We start from the raw sequence: 17,846 nt of genomic DNA, 5'->3' as shown, positions 1-17,846 counted from the left end.
TTGATGTCTTTTTTGTTTTTATTAAAATAGTCTTTTTATAAAAGTTCTTTGTTCCTTGCTTCTTTTACCAAATCATCATTTGTTCCTTCATTTACGTTTAGCAGTCCTTTCAAATTTTCTATCCTCTTTACTGTTGCTTTTAAAGAGATCGGAATATAATGCGGAATTTCATCTATCTTGGTTCCCTTTGACAAATGAAAAAGAATCTGCTCATCTAGCTGATCTATTTCTATCGAATCTTTTGGGGATTCTTTTAACATTTCGATAACCGACTGACTATAATAAGTTTTATCTTTCATAACATTATCAAAAGCAAAAAGCAATTCATCAAATGTTAAATCATTTTTTATAATTAACCCTTTAGGTTTTATCGTTCTAATAATGGTTTTTATTTTTAGCAATTCGGTATACATTGTCAGCAATATTATTTTACAATGGGGCATGTGTTCCATAATAAGCTTTGCCAAATCTTCTCCCGAATATATTTCCTTTTCTTCATAAGCTGGCATACTTATGTCTAAAAATGCAATATCAAAATCTGCTATTTTAGGATCTATAATACTATCATATCCTGACTTACAATCTTTGGCCTGAGTGATTAAAAAATCATACTCTTTAGGTTTGTATCTTGTAATTGCATTTTTATACCCTTCAATTATAAAAGGGTGATCATCTACTATTAGTATATTGTTCTTAATTATTTCTTCTGGGGCTTTATCAATTGTCATTATTCTGTAGGTTTATTTTTTGATCAATCGGTATTTTAATTACTATATTGGTTCCTTCTACTTTATTAGATTTAACATCAATAGTTCCATTACATTCTTTGGTACGATAAAAAATATTTTGCAAACCAATTCCTTTTTTAGTTCTCTTGACATTAAACCCTACTCCATCGTCAGCTATTAATAAAGACAAGTAATTAACTTCATTTTTAAGCTCTATTTTTATTGTTTTTGCATGTGCATATTTGTTACAATTTTGCAATGCTTCTTGAATAATTCTGTATAAATTTATTTTAATAGAGTTACTAACCAAATCCCACCTAATACTCGAATCGATATTTGTAATCAATTTTGAGTCAAAAGTACCTTTTTGATTCTCCAATAATTTGTTAACAATAACAGCAAAATTATTAATCAATTCTGATTTCTCTTTGTTCAAATCATGTGAAATTTCACGAATATCTTGTTCGATCTCTCTCAAATCTGATAAATATTTTTTACGCTTTACAGGTGCTGTTGCATCATCTATTTTATCCAAACTATCTAAACTAATTCTGACTCCGAACATTCTACCCAAAATTCCATCATGTAAATCTTGAGCAACCTTTTTCTTTTCTTTTATCCTAATTGTCTCAATTGCATTTTGTTGTGAAATCATTAAATTATAAATATCTTCATTAGCGACCTGCTGTTGTTGTTTAAAAAGCAGTTCTCTATTTTTGGATTTTTGTGTCAAATAAGCATAAAAAAAGACCCCTAGCAAACCACAGATACTAAAAACATACATCAGTGTTCTATTTTGAATATTTAAACTCGTATTTTCATCTTTTATTTCATTTGTTTCATATTCTATTCGGGAAAATTTCTCTCCCATCTTTCTTTCTTCTTTTTGCAATTTTTCATTAATCTGAATATATTCTTTTGAATAAGCCGAAGCTTTTTTAGGATCAACAACAGCGATTTGCTTTAGAGCCTCTAAAATATTCCTAAGTCTATTAGATTTTCTAGACAAGCCAAGTGCTTCTTCAGAATAATGTATTGCTTTTAAAGTGTCTTTTTTATATGAATAATACTCTGACAGATGCATTTTGTTAAGTATTATTCCCGAAGTTAAATTTAAACTATCCCTTATCTTTAAAGCCTTATAAAACTGTTCTGGAAGCCCTTCAGATTCTTTTAATTTAAATCTAGAATAAGCAAAATTATCTAACAACATGGCATACAAGGTCGTTTTTTCTTTAAATAAGTTCTTTTGTTCTAACCCTTTTTGAAAAGATTCTTTTGCTTGTTTATAATTGTATGTGCTTAAATAAACAAAACCAATGTTGTTTAGTGAAGTTGCTTTTAACTGAAGATCTGAAGCAATAGATTTATCGCCAAGAGTACCTAAAGCCTTATTATGAAATTCTAACGCTTTATTAAATTCTTCTTGTTCATTATATATTACTCCTAAAAGATTATACGAATCATATAATAAGTTACTTACATTTTTTTGCTGTTTTAAAATCCGTAAAGCTTTAAAAACTGTTATTTCGCTTTCGAAAAGATCTCCTACGCTAAATTGTAAATTTGCTTTACTTAAAAAGGTTTTCGCCAGATTATATTTATCATCAGTACGAAGATATACTTTCTCTGCCTTAAAATAGTTCATAAAAGCACTATCCGGAACCGCTCTTAGACTATAGTAATCTCCTAAGTAAGTATACGCTTTAGCCATATGAATTGAATCATAGCTATTTTTTGATCGTTCTAAAATTAATTTTGATACCTCTTCATATGAAGGCCAATCACTCATATTATAATACCGATTAGCTACTTTAAATAAATTTACTTTATTAAGCGAGTCATCCTTTTGATTTATAATTATGGTAAATGCTTTTTTATTATAGTCTTGTTTGTCCTTAAATGGCAAATTAACATCGTTTGCCAATGATAAATATACTGGTAGACTATCTATAGAAGAATGCAGGCTATTGTTTTTCCTGTTTTTATTGGTACACCCAAACAAGACAACAAATAATAACAATAATATAGAGTAGTTATTTTTCAATATTTTTTTGAGTTTCATCAAAAATAGTAAAACTATCCATACAAAAAAAGGCTACCAAAAAATTGACAGCCTTAATACAAAATATGTGTTTTTATTTTAGTCTTGTTTTCTTCCTCCTCCAACTGAAACACCACCGTCTATAGGTTGTCTGTAATTAGCTGTTGACGCTACTTGTGCTGCAAATATATCTTGTTTTCTTCCTCCTCCAACTGAAACACCGCCATCTATTGGATTTTTCAAACTACTTACTGTTTCTGATGAAATAATGTTTTCTGGTGTAGTAAAAGAAGTTGCTACTAATACTAAAGAAAATAATGCGATTGTTGTGAATGACTTTTTCATGATTTGGGATTTTTTATTGTTAGTGTTTTTTTACATTTTTAATGACCGCTTATTGCTAAATCATGATGTAAAATTAGTACTGTTGTTCCCTTTTCAATCCAATAAAAAGCCATATATGGTGGAATGACACCAAATGATAGCGTACGTAGGTCAAATACGTGTAAATACTTAGTTTTTAGACTTCTATATAGTTCCCATTAGCAAATTCGGTAATTATTATCTCTACATTTCTTTTATAAGTCTTCGAAAACGGAAGCTTTTTTGTAGAGTGTTTTATGTAACACACTGAGTTCCCAGTATGTATTCTCGCAATATGGTTTCTGTTAATAATATAACTGTTGTGAATGCGTATAAATGGGTGTAATAAAATTGCTTCAAAATATTTCAAAGTTTTAAAAGCTGTTATCATTTCACCTGTATTTAAATAAATATCCGTCGAATTATTATCTGCTTGGATATAGGTAATATCTTTTGCTTGTATATAACGATAATCTCCATATGATTTAACACATAGTACTAGCCCTTGATTATTTTTTTGTAGTCCTATTGCATCTGCCTGGAGAGCTCCTTTATAATTTGGAACGGTTTCATTACTGATTAAATTTACCTCATGATTAGGCAGGTCTAATTTCAACATAGTTTTAAGCAAATCTGCACGTTTTATAGGCTTTAGCAAATAATCCATCACTCCATACTTAATTGCATCAAATGCAAATTCTTTTTTGGTTGTCGTAATTATAATTTTGGGAACAATTTTTAAATAATGATACAGTTCATTAATAAATACTAATGATAGATTACTTGTCTTATCATCGGGATCAATTTCAAGAAATATTAGATTCGGATTATGTTCTAAAACTAAATTCAATCCTTGCTTATATGTATTTGCACTAGCAACAAAAATTAGTTCTGAAAAACTATCGGCTACTTCCCTGGTTCTCAAAACACTTTCTTGACTATCATCAATAATAATGTATAAATAATTTTTCAATGTGTTTGTTTGTTAGTGGTATTATTTAATAATAAACGAAATGATGACTCTTAAATTTATTCTCTTATATAAGGCTAAAAAAAGAATCTTATTTTTAGTTTTCATTAAGAGATTAAAATTACATATTTTCCCTTTTTTAAACATTTTATTGTTGATACATTTTAAACAAATGTTAACACATAAGGATAAAGTGCAAATATATCCGATGAAATACATAAAATAAAGTCTCGCTAGATATATTATTCCTATTTTATATATTAGAAAAACAATCTTTTACAAACAAAAAAAGCTTCTCATATGAGAAGCTTTTTTCTATTTAACTAATTAACACACAAAATATTGTGCATTATTATTACATTTTCATCAACCAGTTTTTCATTGATACTTCGTCTTCTATAATCGATCTCAAATCGGCTATAGCAACACGATCTTGTTTCATCGTATCTCTATGACGAATGGTTACTGTTTGATCTTCGATAGTTTGATGATCTACAGTAATACAGAAAGGAGTTCCCAAAGCATCTTGTCTTCTATAACGTCTTCCTACTGCATCTTTTTCATCATAAGAAACATTGAAATCCCATTTTAAATCTTCAATTATTTTTTTGGAGATTTCAGGCAATCCATCTTTTTTTATCAATGGTAAAACGGCTGCTTTAGTTGGCGCTAGAACTGCTGGTAATTTTAATACTGTTCTTGTTGAGCCATCTTCTAATGTTTCTTCTTTTAACGAAGTAGCAAAAACTGCCAAGAACATTCTATCTAGTCCTACTGAAGTTTCTACAACATAAGGAACATAATTTTGATTCAATTCAGCATCAAAATATTGTAATTTTCTACCAGAAAATTGTTCGTGTGCTTTCAAATCAAAATCAGTTCGAGAATGAATTCCTTCTAATTCTTTGAATCCAAAAGGAAAATTAAACTCGATATCGGCAGCAGCATTAGCATAATGCGCTAATTTTTCGTGATCGTGAAAACGGTAATTTTCTTTTCCTAATCCTAAAGACAAATGCCAGTTTAAACGTGTTGTTTTCCAGTGTTCGTACCATTGCATTTCTTCTCCTGGACGTACAAAAAATTGCATTTCCATTTGTTCAAACTCACGCATACGGAAAATAAATTGTCTTGCAACGATTTCATTTCTAAACGCTTTCCCTGTTTGTGCAATACCAAAAGGAACTTTCATTCGTCCTGATTTTTGTACATTCAAGAAATTCACAAAAATACCTTGAGCTGTTTCTGGGCGTAAATATAAATCCATTGCAGATTCTGCAGATGCTCCTAATTTAGTACCAAACATTAAATTGAATTGCTTTACATCTGTCCAGTTTCTAGATCCAGTTTCTGGATCTGCAATTTCTAGTTCTTCGATTAAAGCTTTAACATCTTCTAAATCTCCATTACCTAAAGAGCGTCCCAGACGTTCTCTAATTTCTTTTTCTTTTGCTAAATATTCAATTACTCTGGCATTTGTAGTTACAAATTCCTGCTCATTGAATGCATCTCCAAAACGAGCACTCGCTTTTTCAATTTCTTTTTTAGCTTTTAGATTTAGTTTTTCAGCATAATCTTCTACTAGAACATCAGCTCTATATCTTTTTTTAGAATCTTTATTATCGATTAATGGATCATTAAAGGCATCAACGTGGCCTGAAGCTTTCCAAGTTGTTGGATGCATTAATATTGCAGCATCTAAACCTACAATATTTTCGTTCATCTGAACCATTGATTTCCACCAATATTCACGGATATTTTTCTTTAATTCTACTCCGTTTTGCGCATAATCATATACTGCACTTAAACCATCGTATATTTCGCTTGACGGAAAAATAAATCCGTACTCTTTTGCGTGCGAAACTACATTCTTAAATAAATCGTCTTGTTTTGCCATAGTAATGCAAAAATATAAAAAGTACTTGTAAAAAAAAGAAAAATTACAAAGATTGAGACTTGAATTTCTTTATTTTTGTAACCAAATTCTTTCTATTTGTGTTTAATTACATTATTAACCTGTTTTTTCCAAAAGCGTGTGCTGGATGCCACTCTTTTTTAATGGCAAATGAAATTATTATTTGCACGATTTGCAGACATGAAATGCCTTTGACTCAATATTATTTAAATCCAAAAAATGAAGCTTCTAAAAAATTTTATGGAAAAATTGATGTCGAACATGTTTCTGCTTTTCTTTATTTCAATAAAAAGGGGATTGTACAGGAACTCATTCATAATTTAAAATACAAAGGGCATCAAAATATAGGTACCCTACTTGGACAATGGCATGTTGAAGATTTAAAAGAATTAAAACTAGCTACACCTTTTGATGCAATAATACCTGTTCCGTTACATCGAAAAAAATTCAACGAAAGAGGCTACAATCAAGTAACTACTTTTGGGCTTGCTCTTTCAGAAGGTTTAAACATAGATTATAATGACTCTATTTTAATTAGAACCAGATATTCTAAAACTCAATCTAAAAAAAATCTTTTGGGAAGATCCGAAGGACTTTCAGAAATATTTGACGTTTGCTTTACAGACAACGAACACAACAAACATTTTCTGCTTATTGATGATGTAATTACAACAGGGGCTACACTAGAAGCTTGTTCCCGTGCATTGCAGAAAATTCCTGGTATAAAAATTAGTATCGTTTGTATGGCAATGGCGCATTCTTAAACTGCATTTACTACTATTCGAAAACAACCTTTTTTACCATTTTTCTATCCCCTTCATAAACAGCTAGAAAATAAACTCCTGGAGCTACTTGATTTTTCAACTGAATGTTTTGCTTAAAGTTTGCCATACTTTCAAATGTATTCTTATACACTTCTTTTCCTAAACTATTATAAATAAAAACCCTAACTCCTTCATTTGATTCACTTCTAAAAGCAATATCAAAATCTCCCTTATTAGGATTAGGCGAAACTGTAAACTCTTTTATTTCAACAATAACTTCTGTTTGTAAAGTATATTTTTTTGTACAAATTTCAATCGAAGCAGAATCCAGTTTACCATCTCTCCCTACATATGCATCTCTAACTTTTAATGTCCAAGTTCCTTGTGGATCTTGACTATTAAAGCCACTTAATAAATCTGTTGGTGTTATTACTTGTAAAGTTGTTTTCGAGCAATTTAAAACCTCTCCTATATCATCATATTTAAGCACTAAACTCCCTGCTCCATCTGTACAATTTTTATTAAATAATCGTACTATTGTTCCTTGAGGATTTACTAATTGCATTTCGACATCTGAGAATCTTGCGTGTGTTAATCCTACAGAAACATTTACATCCGAAATAGTTCCTAAGTCTCCAGGAACAGTTATTGTTCTTGTTGTATATGATGCTGCATTAGGAATTGCAAATCCAGCATTAACAGGATATGAAACACATGAAGATTCAACTCTATATCCAATTGCAAATGATTTACTATTTACTGCATAATAAATATTATCCGTAGGCTCTATTAAAATTCTGCAGTTTGTAGCTGTTATATCTACTGGAACAGTAATGGTTTGAGAGCCATCATTTGGTGTATTTGCTATTAAGACAATCGGAAATGTCAAACCTCCATCTGTAGAGAGTTTTACATTTACATTTGTAGAACCTGCCAAAGTATTGGTTTTAGCCACATCCCAAGTAATTATCTGACTCGTTCCATGTAGCCAAGCGGTATTATCTGTATTTTGAGATGTTACTACAAATGGACCTACGTTACCATTTACATTAACAATCATTTCGTCTGTATTTGTTTGTGCTGTCCCTGAAGCCCCATTATCGCGACCTGTTAATGTAAAATGCAATGTTCTGCCAATTGACGGAACTGACTCCCAAGTACTTCTTAAATTTCCTGAAAGAACGATGTCTAAACTTGGCATATATCGAATAGGCGTACTTACAGGAGAAAAAGACCTGAACAAAGGTCCATCTGATTTATCAGGCTTGGCAACACTAAAACCTCCTGATGATGATGTCGCAGAATCATTTTGTTCCCAACAATAGGTAATTGTACCCCCATTGCTATTTGATCCAGTTCCTTTTAGTACAAAAGCCGTACTAAATGGAATTGTATAATCAGCCCCTGCATCAATCGTAGGTGGGTTGTTTATTAATGGTGTACTTACTGGGCATGATTTTCTAGCTAAGTTATTCTGAATCTGTAAAATACTAGCATAAGCAAAATAGTCATCTGAATGATCTTGAATATTAAACTCTTCTGCTTCTATTACCCCTGCATATCCCATAATTGTAGTACCGCTCCCAGGTTCTACATTTACTCCAGTGCCTTCAATATCGTATGAATAGGTATGGTTTGCTCCCAATTGGTGGCCCATTTCGTGTGCCACAAAATCAATATCAAAATTATCTCCTTGTGGTTTTCTATCTGCTGGAGAAGTAAAACCCCTTCCTTTCATCGAATCTACACAAACACAACCTATGCATCCAGCGTCACCTCCACCTCCTGATGCACCAAATAAATGACCTATATCATAAGTGTTTTCGCCAATACTATTCGTTAAATTAGTCTGAAGCTCTTGCTTCCATGCACCTTTAACTCCTACTGAAGCGTCTGAATAAGGATCTGTAGTAGCATTTGTATATATAAGAATGTCATTATTTGCAATTAGAATTAATTTTAGAGACAGATCTTTATTAAAGACTCCATTAACTCTCGTCATTGTAGCATTCATTCCTTCTAATGCACTTTGTTGTGTACCACCATAAAAGGCAGCATATTCACCTGTACAAGACAATGCCAATCGCAATGTTTTAAATACTTTATTATTAGCTGTTATTTTAGCTGTTTTATCTTTTAAATCTTGATTTAGCGCTACCTCTTTTGTATTACATGTTAATGGTAAACTTCCTTTTCCTCTATTTTTGGCAGTAAACAAAATATATTCATCAGTATTTGCATCGACTGACTCAATAAATTCAGATGCATTATCTGCTCTTAAAACCATTGTTTGAATTCCTGCTGGCGAAACACTAAAGTGTATTCTTTCTTTTTTATCTTTACTACTTATTCCTTCATAAGCTCTAATATCTGGGTATTTAGCCTGCAATTGGGCATCAAAATTAGAAGATTCCCAAACGGTATATTTTTCAAAAACTCCATCTATATTAGGAATAGTAATTTCGACTGTATTTTTCTTATCTGCTTTAAGCAATGTACCTGAAAGTTTTTCTTTTAAAAAAGCTTCATTCAACTTATAAATAATCTTTTCTCTATCTTGAGAATTCAAATTCCCCCTCTCTGTAGTTGAACTTTGACTAACTTTTTCCCACATTTCATTACTTTGTGCCTGAATTTGAACTGAACAAAGTGCAATTAACAAAAGAAGTATAGTTTTTTTCATGTTGAGAAATATTAATAGCTCAAAATTAATCCAATTAAAGATAATAAAATTATTTAATCGTCAAGTAATAACATAAAACCGTCAAATAAGAGGCATTTTTACTAAATCAGTACAAAAATTCAATTCCCCTTACTATTAGATTTAAAATAGATAGTATAAATTTGCAACATCTTAAACTATTTGCTTTGAAGCTCTTTCATTCTATAAACGATTTTCGATCTACCAAGAAAACAATATTAACTCTTGGCACCTTTGATGGTGTTCATATCGGCCATAAAAAAATACTTGAAAAGATTACTCAAAATACCCAAGACGGAAAATATGAGAGTTTAGTTCTTACTTTTTTTCCTCATCCAAGAATGGTTTTACAAGAGAAATCAGAAATAAAGTTACTGAATACTATTGCTGAGAAAACAAACTTACTAGAGAAAACAGGAATAGAAAACCTTGTAATTCACCCTTTTAACGAAAGCTTTTCAAGATTAACTGCCGAAGAGTTTGTAAGTTCAATTTTAGTAGATCAATTTCATATCCAGAAAATAATCATCGGTCACGACCATCGTTTTGGAAGAAACAGAACTGCTGACATTAATGATCTAATAGCCTTTGGTGAGCAATATGGCTTTGAAGTAGAGCAAATTTCAGCACAAGAGATAAAAGATGTATCTGTAAGTTCTACAAAAATAAGAAAAGCATTAACCGAAGGCGACATGAATTTGGCTAATGAATATTTAGATTATGAGTATTTCTTGACTGGTACTGTTGTAAAAGGAAAACAATTAGGCAGAACCATTGGCTTTCCAACAGCTAATCTTAAAATTGAAGAGGAATACAAGTTAATTCCTAAAAATGGAGTTTATATTGTAAAATCTACAATTAATGAAAAAGAAGTTTATGGGATGATGAATATTGGCCTTAACCCAACTGTAGGCGGTCAATCTCAATCTATTGAAATTCATTTCTTAGATTTTAATCAAGATATTTACGATTTAGAAATTGCCGTTTCATTATTACAATATATTCGTGAAGAACAGAAATTCGGTTCTGTAACTCTTTTAAAAGAACAATTAGAAGACGATAAAAAAACAACTTTAGATTTTATAAATAAATTATAACCCAATATTTTTTTGTCGTATTCATAATGACAACGTAGCATTTTTTTTAGTAAATTTGATAATCATATCACTGTATATCAATTAAATAGTACTAACTTCTTAAAAATTATCGTTATGAAACTTTCAAAAGAATTGTACAACGGAATTCTCATATTCCTTGGCATTGGTGTTTATTTTTTATTAATGAATGTTTTAGGTCTTGCTCATATACTTTACTTACGCGCACTTAACGTAGCTTTTGTAGTTTATGGAGTAAACAGAACTATTAAGATGAATCTTGCTGAAGGAGAAAACAATGCTGTTTCTAATGCCATTTCGGCTATGACAACATCAGTAATTGGTGTTTGCCTCAGTATCCTTGGATTACTTATTTACAGTTATGCGAAAGGTGGAGATGCTTACGTAAAAACCTTATCTGCTACTTTCATGTTCGGTGGCAATCCCTCTGTACCCACTTATTGCATTTGTTTATTATTTGAAGGTATTGCTTCTTCGGTGGTTGTAACCATGTTATTAATGCTATATTGGAATAACAAATATGCAGCAGATTGATCTTTTTTTTTTGTAACTGTCTAAAAAAAATTCTCAATAAATAGATAGATTTCAGAAGAATAAATTATTGTTTTTGAGATTTAATTGCTAACATGCATCTAAAATCCATGTCTTAAAATATAATTACAAAAACTTTTAACACACTGAATTTTAAATACTGAAATTTATTTTACGGAATAGTACATTGATTCATTAGAACAATTTAACTACTTTTGGAGCATCAAAAAATCGCATAGATGAACAGTACAAAACACAATTGGACGAAAGACGAGATTATCGCTATATATAATAAACCAATGATGGATTTGCTTTATGAAGCAGCATCAATTCACAGAGTAAATCATGATCCAAATGTAGTTCAGGTATCTACTTTGCTATCTATTAAAACTGGTGGTTGTCCAGAAGATTGTGGTTATTGCCCTCAAGCTGCACGTTATCATACTGGAGTAGAAGGAAATGACTTAATGTCGGTTAGCCAAGTAAAAGCTCAAGCTTTGCGTGCAAAATCTGGTGGTTCATCTCGTGTATGTATGGGAGCTGCTTGGAGAAACGTAAAAGACGGCCCTGAATTTGACCAAGTTCTAGAAATGGTTCGTACCATTAACAAATTAGACATGGAAGTATGTTGTACTCTTGGTATGATAACTGAAAACCAAGCACAACGTTTGGCTGAAGCAGGTTTATATGCTTACAATCATAACTTAGATACATCTGAAGAATATTATAAAGAGGTTATTTCGACTCGTGGTTTCGAAGATCGTTTACAAACTATCGAGAATGTTCGTAAAACCAATGTTACAGTTTGTAGTGGAGGAATTATTGGTATGGGAGAAAGTATCGAAGATCGTGCTGGAATGCTAGTTGCTCTTTCTACTTTAAATCCTCAACCAGAATCAGTGCCAATTAATGCACTAGTTGCTGTAGAAGGAACTCCAATGGAAGAAGAGAAACCAGTTGAAATTTGGGAAATGATTCGTATGGTTGCTACAACTAGAATCATTATGCCAGAAACTCAAGTACGTTTATCGGCTGGAAGAACTAATATGAGTCGCGAAGGACAGGCAATGTGCTTTTTTGCTGGAGCTAATTCAATCTTTGCAGGCGATAAATTACTTACCACGCCAAATCCTGATGTACACGAAGACATGAAAATGTTTGACCTATTAGGATTGATTCCTCAAAAACCTTTTACTAAAATTTCTCAACCTGAAACTGTAGAAGCAGAGGATTCTCAATACGCACCACTTGGTGAAAAACCAAAATGGTCTAGACCTGGACATGCTATCGAAAGAAACTTAGAAGCTTCAGGTAAATCTAAATAATCATAATTAGACGACATATAAAATCCCCATCAAATTAAAATTTGATGGGGATTTTTCATTACAGAAAACCATTTATTTTTCGCCAAATGCTCTTGAAATAAAATTTTATACTACTAAAAAAATACTTTCTTGGTTTCTGTACGATTGTCATCAAGAACAACTTTTACTAACAAAATCTGATTACTCGATTTTAAATTTTCTATAATCAATTTAGAGTTTTCTACTTTTTCTTTCTTATAAATTAATTTACCTGATATATCATAAACAAAAATCTTATCTATAATTTGATCAAATCCATTTACTCTAATTTCTTGATTATCTACAACCACCGAAATTGATTTTTTTGAACTATCAAATCCATCTGTACCCAATGTTTTATTTGAATAAAATAATGTAAATCTCTCATCAAAAGTCCCTATTTCCGTTGCAAAAGTATAACCTGTCTCTGTCAAATTATGTATTATACCTAATGTCTTGTCCTCTAAGTAAACGTCTTGATTTGCTAACAATCCATCAGAATGATCAATTGCAATAGTATAATTGCCTATTATTTCCGAACTATATCCCAACACGACTTTATCAGTTACGTCAAAAGGCAACGCACGTCCTTGAATTGTTAATTTTCTATCTGAAATTATACTATACAAGTCTGCCATTTGTTCTACATCAAATTTAGTTCCGTCAAATTTATTCTCAAATTCATTGGTTGCTCCATCAATATACCCAATAAGAACTTGTTTAAAAAAACCATTCGCGTTTTTTAAATTCAACCACAAGCGAACTTCTTTAACAGCTGTTTCTTTGGTTTCTTTAGAAGATCTAAAAAACTGAGCATTATTTCCCACGACCCTCATATCATTATTAAAAACAATAGCACCACTTGAAGCTACACTATAAGCAAAAAAAGACTGCCCAGAAGCTATTAAACCTAACGGAACAGCGTTATTAACTCCCGGATTCAATGCCGCTGATGTTGCTGTTCCTCCTGTAAAATTGTAAACAGCATAATCATTTGCAGTATAAATTTTTTCAAAAGCTCCATCATAAGCAATAGGAGTATTATGTGTCCAAAAATATAGCGTTCCTTCTAAAACAAGTTCGTTTGCTGTTAGAAAAGCTTTCGCATCAATTGCCGAAGGGTATGGATTTCCAATTAAATAAGAGTCGTCTAATACTGTAATTGCTTCTCCTGTAATATTTCCATTATTTGGAGTACCTACAAACGAAACTGATTGTGAATAGGGATAACTAACCACCTCACCATTTGGCCATGTACCAACTCTTGGTACTCGAATAATGTACCCTTTACCTATTTTCATCGTATTGGTAGGCGCCTCAGATATCCAACCACTATTATATGAATACAACTTCTGAGGATCTGAATTTGGCGATAGTAAATTAAATTTTTGTCCAGATACTGGAGAGGACCAATAGCTATAATCAAGCGCATTCATTGCAGTCGATGTACGGTTATAAATAATATCACCAGAATTAGAAACATTGTCCGTTTGAAGCAAACTTGCATTATTCATAAAAGTTAAACGAGTACCTACTGCTGTACTAACATCAACTGCTTTTACGATAGACAATGTCGCTCCTGAATTGAAGGTAACCTTAACACCCGAATTTACCTGGCATGAACATCCATTTAAATCACCTGCACTTCCTGCTTGAGAATCATAATTTCCTCCAAAAACAATATTCTGATTTATATTAGGGGTACTATTTGTCCAATCCGAACCATCCCAATAATTAGTCACTAAATCTCCAACTGTAGCAGTAACTGAAGCCATAGATGTACAACCTGTAACTGAATTACTTACTGTAAAAGTATATGTATTGGGCGCAAGATTTGTAATAACAGTACTTGATCCAGAGCCAGTTGTGGTAACTGTGACTGGATTAGTTACTATTGACCAGCTACCTGAAGGCAGACTACTTAAAGCAACACTTCCAAAAGGAACTGTACAGGTTAAAGATGTAACCAATCCGATTACAGGAGGTGTTGTTGAATTAATCGTTATAGACACGGCTTGCACGCTATTACAATTACCATTCGTAATTGTCATTATCCCCGAGTAAGTCCCTCCAATAGTATTCGCAGGGATTACTATTGTATTTATATTTCCTCCCGTTGGTGAAAAAGCAAAAGATGTATTAAGTTGATCTGCTAATAAATTTGCATTCGCAGTAGCATCCCAATCAATGCTATACCCTGTAGGAGTTCCTGCTGTTGCAGTGTATGCTAATGTTGTATTTTGCGAACTTAAAGTTGAACAAATTCCTTCTAAAACTCCTGTTGTAGTAATCGTAGGTGAAGAATTTACTGTAATAGTAAAAGATGTACCGGAACTAATACATCCATTTGCATTGGTAACTGTTAATGTTCCTGTATAAGTACCAACTGCGGTATTAGCAGGAACTGCAATTGTTATGGGAGAAGCTGGTAATGATACGTTTGTAACTGCTACAAAGCTATTTGAAGGAGATGCATTCCAAACAATACTATATGTAGTTGGTACACCTGTAGTAGCACTATAGCTTAAACTTGTATTTTGAGCACTGGTATTAAAACAAACATTTGTAGCTGATGCTGATGCCGTTATTGTTGGTAAAGGATTTACCGTTACCGTAAAAGGTATACCGGAACTAATACATCCATTTGCATTGGTAACTGTTAATGTTCCTGTATAAGTACCAACTGCGGTATTAGCAGGAACTGCAATTGTTATGGGAGAAGCTGGTAATGATGCGCTTGTAACTGCTACAAAGCTATTTGAAGGAGATGCATTCCAAACAATACTATATGTAGTTGGTACACCTGTAGTAGCACTATAGCTTAAACTCGTATTTTGGGCACTCGTATTAAAACAAACATTTGTAGCCGATGCTGATACCGTTATTGTTGGCAAAGGATTTACCGTAATAGTAAAAGGTGTACCTGAACTAATACAACCATTTGCATTGGTAACTATTAATGTTCCTGTATAAGTACCAACTGCGGTGTTGGCGGGAACTGCAATTGTTATGGGAGAAGCTGGTAATAATGCGTTTGTAACTGCTACAAAACTATTTGAAGGAGATGTATTCCAAACAATACTATATGTAGTTGGTACACCTGTAGTAACACTATAGCTTAAACTCGTATTTTGAGCACTCGTATTAAAACAAACATTTGTAGCTGAGGCTGATGCTGTTATTGTTGGTAAAGGATTTACCGTAATAGTAAAAGGTGTACCTGAACTAATACATCCATTTGCATTGGTAACTATTAATGTTCCTGTATAAGTACCAACTGCGGTGTTGGCGGGAACTGCAATTGTTATGGGAGAAGCTGGTAATGATGCGTTTGTAACTGCTACAAAACTATTTGAAGGAGATGTATTCCAAACAATACTATATGTAGTTGGTACACCTGTAGTAGCACTATAGCTTAAACTCGTATTTTGAGCACTGGTATTAAAACAAACATTTGTAGCCGATGCTGATGCTGTTATTGTTGGTAAAGGATTTACCGTAATAGTAAAAGGTGTACCTGAACTAATACAACCATTTGCATTGGTTACAGTCAATGTACCTGTATACGTGCCCGCTGCTGTACCTGCAGGAACTGCAATTGTGATAGGACTTGCTATTAATGAAGCGTTGGTAACTGCCGTAAAACTATTACTCGGAGAAGCATTCCAAACGATACTATACGTAGTTGGAGTTCCTGTTGTAGCACTATATGTTAATGTTGTATTTTGAGCACTTGCATTCAAACAAACACTCGCAGCAGCTACCGATAAGGTTATCGTTGGTAAAGGATTTACAGTGACGGTAAAACTAGATCCAGAACTAACACAACCCCCGACATTTTTAACTGTCAATGTGCCAGTATATGTTCCTGCTGCCGTACCAGCAGGAATCGCTATTGTTATGGGACTTGCTGGTAATGACGCATTAGTAACTGCTACAAAACTATTGCTCGGGGAAGCATTCCAAACTATACTATACGTAGTGGGTGTGCCTGTTGTAGCACTATAAGTTAATGTTGTATTTTGGGCACTTGTGTTCAAACAAACACTTGCTGCAGTTGCTGATAAGCTTATCGTTGGTAAAGTACTTACTGTTATAGACGCAGTATTATTAGTACTTATAGTAGAAGAACAAGCACCTGAAGAAAGATTAGTAATTGTTATAGTACTAGAACCTAAAGCAGTCAATCCTATTGCTGTAAAAGTTCCTGTACCTGCGGTTCCAACTGTCATATTTGCAGTTAATCCTGTAGCACTCGGATTACTTCTATTATAAGTCACTACATAATTACCTATAGGCAATTGTGTAATAATACTTGAACTCAATGTTACTGTAGAGGTAGAGCCAACTGAGGTACATACATCTGTTGCTCCCGTAGCAGTAATATTATATGTTGGACATGTATATGTAATCAATACTTCTCCTGCGCCTCCTGTACCTCCAATTTGAGGCTCCCCTAATGCTGAATTTATCGCTCCACTTCCAGCTCCTCCTGGTGCAGTTCCTATTTTCCCTGGTGCAGTTGCCAAAATTACACTTGAATTAGCACCTCCTCCGGCACCTCCCGAATTTCCGCCAGCTCCTCCAGCTCCTGAGGAAAGACCTAATGACAATAATGCTGAATTACCTGCACCTCCTGCAACACCAGCTATCTTCGTTGTTCCTGCTGATGCTGCAACTGTACCACCTGCTGTCGCACCTGGTGCAGTTCCTGTATTATTAGCACCTCCTCCTGATCCTCCGACTGCCAAAAATGAAGCTTCAAAACCTGTAATTGTAGAATTCCCTCCAGCAGTACCATTAGCTCCTAAGGCTCCAGCAGTTGAAGTCGCAACAACTACACTCAAAGTCGCCCCAGGAACAACAGTAAGTAAAGTACTTACATATGCACCTCCACCTCCACCAGCCGCTCCTCTTCCTGCAAGTAAGCCTGCCCCACTAGCTCCTCCTCCAGACCCACCCCCTCCCCAAGCTTGGGCAGTTATACTGGTAATACCTGCTGGAACTGTAAATGGACCACTTGTTGTAAAAGTGTTAGTAGTTTGGGACCATGAATAAATACAAATAAAAATGAAAAAAAAAGATAATTTTAGTCTCATAATAGTAGGTTTTAATAATAAAAAGACAACTAATTCTTTGCAATATTTATGAGTGGTATTGAAAAAGCAACAGTACTAATTGAGAATTAATTAGTATTATAACCTTTTCCCTTAAGAAGATCAAAATCACATTAAGTTAAAGATAATTACAAAATGCCTTACTAAATTTAATAAAAAAAAAACGAAAACGGCTCTAATTTTATTCATATTAATATGCTCTACAACGACTAAAAACACATTCTCAATAAATATTTAACAAACTAATTACTAATA

The 17,846-nt window shown here is 32.9% G+C and carries 11 protein-coding genes; 4 read left to right on the top strand and 7 right to left on the bottom strand.

Features of this window, described 5'->3' with window-relative positions:
* Positions 1 to 35: 35 nt before the first annotated feature.
* From LPB87_RS18970 to LPB87_RS18950, 5 genes are all read right to left on the bottom strand, one after another.
* A complete protein-coding gene (locus LPB87_RS18970; protein ID WP_230728928.1) occupies positions 36 to 728 on the bottom strand; it encodes a response regulator in 693 nt (230 codons plus the stop codon).
* A complete protein-coding gene (locus LPB87_RS18965) occupies positions 718 to 2,775 on the bottom strand; it encodes an ATP-binding protein (RefSeq protein WP_347349805.1) in 2,058 nt (685 codons plus the stop codon). The genes LPB87_RS18970 and LPB87_RS18965 overlap by 11 nt, the downstream gene beginning before the upstream one ends.
* A gap of 96 nt (positions 2,776 to 2,871) precedes the next feature.
* A complete protein-coding gene (locus LPB87_RS18960) occupies positions 2,872 to 3,117 on the bottom strand; it encodes a hypothetical protein (RefSeq protein WP_129540507.1) in 246 nt (81 codons plus the stop codon).
* Positions 3,118 to 3,292: 175 nt separating this feature from the next.
* A complete protein-coding gene (locus LPB87_RS18955) occupies positions 3,293 to 4,108 on the bottom strand; it encodes a LytTR family DNA-binding domain-containing protein (RefSeq protein WP_230728926.1) in 816 nt (271 codons plus the stop codon).
* A 352-nt stretch (positions 4,109 to 4,460) separates the two neighbouring features.
* On the bottom strand, positions 4,461 to 6,002 hold the full coding sequence (locus tag LPB87_RS18950) for a glycine--tRNA ligase (RefSeq protein ID WP_230728925.1): 1,542 nt from the start codon (positions 6,000 to 6,002) through the stop codon (positions 4,461 to 4,463).
* Between the two features lie 98 nt (positions 6,003 to 6,100).
* Between LPB87_RS18950 and LPB87_RS18945 the strand changes: the two genes are divergently transcribed.
* The gene (locus LPB87_RS18945; protein WP_230728924.1) at positions 6,101 to 6,784 is read left to right on the top strand and encodes a ComF family protein; all 684 of its coding nucleotides are present in this window, start codon (positions 6,101 to 6,103) and stop codon (positions 6,782 to 6,784) included.
* Positions 6,785 to 6,797: 13 nt separating this feature from the next.
* Here the strand turns inward: LPB87_RS18945 and LPB87_RS18940 are convergent, their stop codons facing one another.
* On the bottom strand, positions 6,798 to 9,467 hold the full coding sequence (locus LPB87_RS18940; protein ID WP_230728923.1) for a reprolysin-like metallopeptidase: 2,670 nt from the start codon (positions 9,465 to 9,467) through the stop codon (positions 6,798 to 6,800).
* Positions 9,468 to 9,652: 185 nt separating this feature from the next.
* Between LPB87_RS18940 and LPB87_RS18935 the strand changes: the two genes are divergently transcribed.
* The 3 genes from LPB87_RS18935 (at position 9,653) to bioB (ending at position 12,456) form a co-directional block, all read left to right on the top strand.
* Positions 9,653 to 10,582, top strand: a complete 930-nt coding sequence (locus tag LPB87_RS18935; protein ID WP_129540499.1) for a bifunctional riboflavin kinase/FAD synthetase — start codon at positions 9,653 to 9,655, stop codon at positions 10,580 to 10,582.
* Positions 10,583 to 10,696: 114 nt separating this feature from the next.
* Positions 10,697 to 11,134, top strand: a complete 438-nt coding sequence (locus tag LPB87_RS18930) for a hypothetical protein (RefSeq protein ID WP_129540498.1) — start codon at positions 10,697 to 10,699, stop codon at positions 11,132 to 11,134.
* Positions 11,135 to 11,370: 236 nt separating this feature from the next.
* Positions 11,371 to 12,456 (top strand): biotin synthase BioB, encoded by a 1,086-nt coding sequence (gene bioB, locus LPB87_RS18925; RefSeq protein WP_129540497.1) that lies wholly within the window; start codon positions 11,371 to 11,373, stop codon positions 12,454 to 12,456.
* Between the two features lie 113 nt (positions 12,457 to 12,569).
* Here bioB and LPB87_RS18920 read toward each other — a convergent pair whose 3' ends face one another.
* Positions 12,570 to 17,573 (bottom strand): T9SS sorting signal type C domain-containing protein, encoded by a 5,004-nt coding sequence (locus LPB87_RS18920; protein WP_230728922.1) that lies wholly within the window; start codon positions 17,571 to 17,573, stop codon positions 12,570 to 12,572.
* Positions 17,574 to 17,846: the final 273 nt, after the last annotated feature.

The sequence above is a fragment of the Flavobacterium sp. EDS genome (assembly GCF_020991525.1).
Classification (GTDB): domain Bacteria; phylum Bacteroidota; class Bacteroidia; order Flavobacteriales; family Flavobacteriaceae; genus Flavobacterium.
The sequence above is the reverse complement of the archived record's forward strand: the minus strand, read 5'-3'. Positions and strand labels throughout refer to the sequence as shown.

Coding starts and splice junctions, on each gene's coding strand:
- LPB87_RS18970 (WP_230728928.1), bottom strand. CDS start 728: ATGACAATTGATAAAGCCCCAGAAGAAATAATTAAGAACAATATACTA.
- LPB87_RS18960 (WP_129540507.1), bottom strand. CDS start 3,117: ATGAAAAAGTCATTCACAACAATCGCATTATTTTCTTTAGTATTAGTA.
- LPB87_RS18950 (WP_230728925.1), bottom strand. CDS start 6,002: ATGGCAAAACAAGACGATTTATTTAAGAATGTAGTTTCGCACGCAAAA.
- LPB87_RS18940 (WP_230728923.1), bottom strand. CDS start 9,467: ATGAAAAAAACTATACTTCTTTTGTTAATTGCACTTTGTTCAGTTCAA.
- LPB87_RS18930 (WP_129540498.1), top strand. CDS start 10,697: ATGAAACTTTCAAAAGAATTGTACAACGGAATTCTCATATTCCTTGGC.
- bioB (WP_129540497.1), top strand. CDS start 11,371: ATGAACAGTACAAAACACAATTGGACGAAAGACGAGATTATCGCTATA.
- LPB87_RS18920 (WP_230728922.1), bottom strand. CDS start 17,573: ATGAGACTAAAATTATCTTTTTTTTTCATTTTTATTTGTATTTATTCA.